At 70.9% G+C, this 4,237-nt stretch carries 6 protein-coding genes; 3 read left to right on the forward strand and 3 right to left on the reverse strand.

Going from position 1 to position 4,237, the window contains the following annotated elements; genetic code table 11:
* Positions 1-313: DUF5997 family protein (locus tag ACM2XV_RS12905; protein ID WP_487027216.1), on the reverse strand; the 313-nt coding region annotated here is incomplete at its 3' end.
* 81 nt (positions 314-394) lie between these two features.
* Here ACM2XV_RS12905 and ACM2XV_RS12910 point away from each other — a divergent pair.
* On the forward strand, positions 395-1,120 hold the full coding sequence (locus tag ACM2XV_RS12910; protein ID WP_487027212.1) for a LysR family transcriptional regulator substrate-binding protein: 726 nt from the start codon (positions 395-397) through the stop codon (positions 1,118-1,120).
* Here ACM2XV_RS12910 and ACM2XV_RS12915 read toward each other — a convergent pair.
* Positions 1,023-1,955 carry a sulfurtransferase gene (locus ACM2XV_RS12915; RefSeq protein ID WP_487027213.1) on the reverse strand — a complete coding sequence of 311 codons (933 nt, stop codon included), beginning with the start codon at positions 1,953-1,955 and terminating at the stop codon, positions 1,023-1,025. The two genes, ACM2XV_RS12910 and ACM2XV_RS12915, sit on opposite strands and share 98 nt — an antisense overlap.
* 208 nt (positions 1,956-2,163) lie before the next feature.
* Here ACM2XV_RS12915 and ACM2XV_RS12920 point away from each other — a divergent pair, with 208 nt between their 5' ends.
* Together ACM2XV_RS12920 and ACM2XV_RS12925 are read left to right on the forward strand one after the other, a co-directional pair.
* Positions 2,164-3,168 carry an ATP-binding cassette domain-containing protein gene (locus ACM2XV_RS12920; protein ID WP_487027214.1) on the forward strand — a complete coding sequence of 335 codons (1,005 nt, stop codon included), beginning with the start codon at positions 2,164-2,166 and terminating at the stop codon, positions 3,166-3,168.
* Entirely contained in the window at positions 3,165-3,998 is an 834-nt protein-coding gene (locus ACM2XV_RS12925) for an ABC transporter permease (protein ID WP_344775477.1), read from the forward strand. The genes ACM2XV_RS12920 and ACM2XV_RS12925 overlap by 4 nt, the downstream gene beginning before the upstream one ends.
* Positions 3,999-4,006: 8 nt before the next feature.
* Here ACM2XV_RS12925 and ACM2XV_RS12930 read toward each other — a convergent pair.
* The coding region (locus tag ACM2XV_RS12930; protein ID WP_487027215.1) for a hypothetical protein at positions 4,007-4,237 on the reverse strand (231 nt) is incomplete at its 5' end.

A 4,237-nucleotide genomic window follows, 5' to 3' on the forward strand; every position in this document is an offset into this window, starting at 1 on the left:
CGGCGCGCACAGCCGCTTGCGTCGCGCGCTCCTTCACGAGCCATTCGGGCGGGGCCTGCAGTAGCGCGGTGATCTCGGCCGTGGTCAGCGCCTCGGTGATGCCGGCGCGGGCGAGGCCGGAGGCCGAGACCCCGAGCTTGCGTGCCACGACGTCGCGCGGGTGCGGGCCGGCGAGGCGCAGTTCGACGAGCCACTCGGGCGGGTTCGACTGCAGTTCCTGGAACTCGGCGCGCGTCAACGCGCTCGACTGGAACGACTCCGGCGTGGCCGGCAGGTAGATGCCGAGCTTCTTCGCGGCCGTGGCCGGCTTCATCGCATCGGGGCCGGCTGGGCGGGGCGCGTTGTCGCTCATGCTCCCCAGGTTACCGGCGAGGCAGAACGCTAGCCTGGCCATGTGCCTGACAGCCTGCGCATCGCCTACGCCCGCGGCGTCGCGCCCGGCAAGTGGGCGCGCATCTGGGGCGAGCGCCACCGCGCGCACCCCCTCGAGCTGATTCAGATCACGGCGGTGACGGATGCGTCGGCCGAGCTCGCCCCGGTGCGAGAGGGCGCCGCCCACGCGGCCTTCATCCGGCTCGGGCCGGGCGAGAGGCAGCCCGATTCCTTCCACCTCATCGCCCTGTATGACGAGCGCCCCTTCGTCGTCGCCCCCAAGGGCCACGTGGTCGAGGCCGCCGACGAGGTGGTGCTCGCCGACCTCGAGGGCGAGGTGAGGCATCCGTTCGACGACGACGTCGACACGACGATCGAGGTGGTCGCCGCGAACGTGGGCATCGTCGTCGTGCCGCAGTCGATCGCCCGGCTCTCTGCGCGCAAAGACGTCGTCGCGCGGCCCGTCGCCGACGCCGACGGCTGGCGCGTGGGGCTCGCATGGCCGAAGGACGCCGCGCCCGATGTCCTGCCCCAGATCGACGACTTCATCGGGGTGGTGCGGGGGCGCACCGCGAACTCGTCGCGCGGTGCGGCCGCGACGCCGGCCGAGTCCGGGAAGAAGGCGGGCCCCGCCACGAAGGGCAACCCGGCTAGTCCGGCTTCCTCAGGTGCCGACCGCCGCCGGAAGCCGCCAGCACCGGGGCGCTCGTCTCGATCGGGGCGCTCGCGTCGGCGACCCACTCGTTGAGCGAGCCGTCGTAGACGCGCACCTCGTCGTGCCCGAGAAGGGTCAGGGCGAGAGCCGCGCCGCTCGAGGCGATGCCGGCCTGGCAGTAGGCGATGACGGGCCGGGGCGACGTGGCCGCTTCGCCGAGCGCGTCCCGCAGGCGCTCGCGCGGCAGATATGTGTTCGACGTCGGGTCGATCAGGCGCGTTGCGGGCGCGCTCACCGAGCCGGGGATGTGGCCGGCGCGCGGCCTGCCCGACTCGCCCGCGAACTCGCTCGTCGACAGGGCGCAGAGCAGAACGGCGTCGCTCTCGCCGGCCAGCACGGCCTCGACGTCGGACTTCGCCGCCCAGGCATCCGTGTCCTCATATGCCGAGAACTCGCCGGCGCGGCGGGGGCGGACATCGCCCACCGAGACCGGCCGGCCTTCGGCGCACCACTTCACGAAGCCGCCGTCGAGCACGCGCACGCCGAAGCCGAACGACCGGAACAGCCACCACAGCCGCGCCGCCCAGTAGCCCGTGCCGGTGTCGTAGACGACGACGGCCGTGTCGTTGTCGATGCCGTGCGCCTGCGCCGTGCGCTCGAAGTGCCGCGCGCTGGGCCGGCTGAAGGGGTACTCGCCCTCCGGGTCGCTGAAGTCCTCGAACAGGTCGGCGAACACGGCACCCGGAATGTGCCCGTTGACCAGGTACTGCTCTTCCCCGGTGACGAAGGCGTCCGCGCCGTTGAAGCCCTTCACCTGCAGCACGGTCGCGTCGAGGACGACGAGGTTCTCTGACCCCAGGTGGTCCTCGAGCCACTGCGTCGAGACGAGGGCCGGGTCCGGAAGTCCATCGAAGAGGGGGTGCGACACAAGCGCAATGCTAGGCGGCTGTTCAACGGCTGTTAAGGGGGTTGCCGGATGCCTCGGCCGAAGCCTCGCGCCCGGGGTCCTCGCCCGCTCCGGCTCCCGCCGCTCTCGGCTGCCGCGAGCCCTTGTAAGCGCCACGCAAGAGGCGTGAAAGTTGGGCATCCCATGATCGGAATCACGAACTCACGCTTCTCACGAAAGAAGACACGCAATGACTTCCACCGAACTCGCCGTCGAGGCCGAGGGCCTCGTCAAGGTGTTCGGGTCGAACCGGGCGGTCGACGGCGTCGACCTGCGCGTCGCGGCGGGCACCGTCTACGGAGTGCTCGGCCCCAACGGCGCCGGCAAGACCACGACCATCTCGATGCTCGCCACCCTGCTCAAGCCCGACGGCGGCGTCGGCCGCGTCTTCGGCCACGACGTCGTCAAAGAGGCGAACATCGTCCGCCAGCTGATCGGTGTCACCGGTCAGTACGCCTCGGTCGACGAGAAGCTCTCGGCCAACGAGAACCTCTACATCTTCGGCCGCCTGCTCGGGCTCTCGGGCAAGCAGGCGCGGGCCAAGGGCGACGAGCTGCTCGCCGCCTTCGGCCTGACAGAGGCCGCCAAGCGGCCGCTCGCCAAGTTCTCCGGCGGCATGCGGCGCAGGCTCGATCTCGCCGCGAGCCTCATCGCGCAGCCGCCGCTCATCTTCCTCGACGAGCCGACGACGGGCCTCGACCCGCGCACCCGCGGCCAGATGTGGGACACGATCCGCAGCCTCGTCGCCACCGGCTCGACCGTGCTGCTGACCACGCAGTACCTCGACGAGGCCGACCAGCTCGCCGACCGCATCGCCGTCATCGACACGGGGAAGGTCGTGGCCGAGGGCACGGCCGACCAGCTGAAGGCATCCGTCGGCACATCGTCGCTGATCCTGCGCCTCGCGGATCGCAATGAGAGTGGCGAGGCCCTGCGCCTCATCGCCGAGGTGTTCGGCGTGCAGGGCACGCCGTCGCCGGAGGCCGGGCGCATCACGGCGCCCATGTCGAACCCCGACGCGGTCACAGACCTGCTGATCCGCTTCCGCGAGGCCGGCATCCGCCTCGACGAGTTCTCGGTGCAGAAGCCGACCCTCGACGAGGTGTTCCTCACCATCACCGGCCACGGCGTCAGCGCCGACGAGGCCGGCGACGACTCGGATTTTGAAGACAGCGCCGCGGAGGTGCGCGCATGACCACCATCTCGTCCACTCGGATCGTTCCGGCATCCGAGCGCAAGCTCAAGAACCACACGAGCGTTCGCCAGACGTTCTCGAACTCGCTCACGATGGCCTATCGCGGGCTCGTCAAGTTCCGCCGCACGCCCGAGCAGTTCTTCGACGTGACCCTGCAGCCGATCCTGTTCACGGTCATGTTCACGTTCCTGTTCGGCGGTGCGGTGACCGGCACGCACGGCGACATTTCGGGGTATCTGCCGACGATCATCCCGGGCGTTCTCGCCCAGACCGTCATCACGGCCTCGGTCGTCACCGGCGTGCAGCTGCGCGAGGACATGGACAAGGGCGTCTTCGACCGCTTCCGCTCCCTGCCGATCGCGCGCATCGCCCCGCTCGCCGGCGCGCTCACGGCCGACACCCTGCGCTACGCGATCGCGACGACGATCACGTTCCTGACCGGCCTCGTCATCGGCTGGCGGCCCGAGGGCGGCTTCCTGGGCCTCGTGCTCGCCGGCCTGCTGATCATCGCGGTCGCCTGGGCGATCAGCTGGATCTTCGCCTTCTTCGGCGTGATCGCGCGCACGGCGAGCTCCGTGCAGGGCATCTCGTTCATGGTGCTGTTCCCGCTGACGTTCCTCTCGAACGCCTACGTGCCGACGGCAACCATGCCGAACTGGCTGCGCTGGTTCGCCGACGTGAACCCCGTGTCGCACGTCATCACGGCGATGCGCAACATCGTCGCCGCGCAGCCCGTCGGCGCCGACGTGTGGTGGACGCTGCTCGGCGCCGCGGTGCTCGTGCTGGTGTTCGCGCCGCTCACGGTGCGGGCCTACATGCGGAAGGCGTAAGCGCCCGCTCAGAAGCGCGTGACGCGCAGCAGCTCGTCGAGCGCCGCGGTCGCGGCCGCCAGATCGTCGTGCGTGGCCACTCGAGCGCGCGCCGAGGCGACACCGGATGCCCCGACCACGCGCTCGGCGAGCTCGAAGGCGCGCGCGCGGATGAGGCTCGGCTGGTCCTGACGCGAGTGCAGGCGCTCGGCGAAGGCGAGCAGCAGGGCGCCGGCGTCTCGCGCGGCATCCGTCGCCCC

Source organism: Gryllotalpicola sp. CP2-P1 (assembly GCF_057512245.1).

Excerpts from the sequence above, each read along its gene's own strand:
- ACM2XV_RS12925 (WP_344775477.1), top strand. The coding sequence starts at position 3,165 with ATGACCACCATCTCGTCCACTCGGATCGTTCCGGCATCCGAGCGCAAG.
- ACM2XV_RS12920 (WP_487027214.1), top strand. The coding sequence starts at position 2,164 with ATGACTTCCACCGAACTCGCCGTCGAGGCCGAGGGCCTCGTCAAGGTG.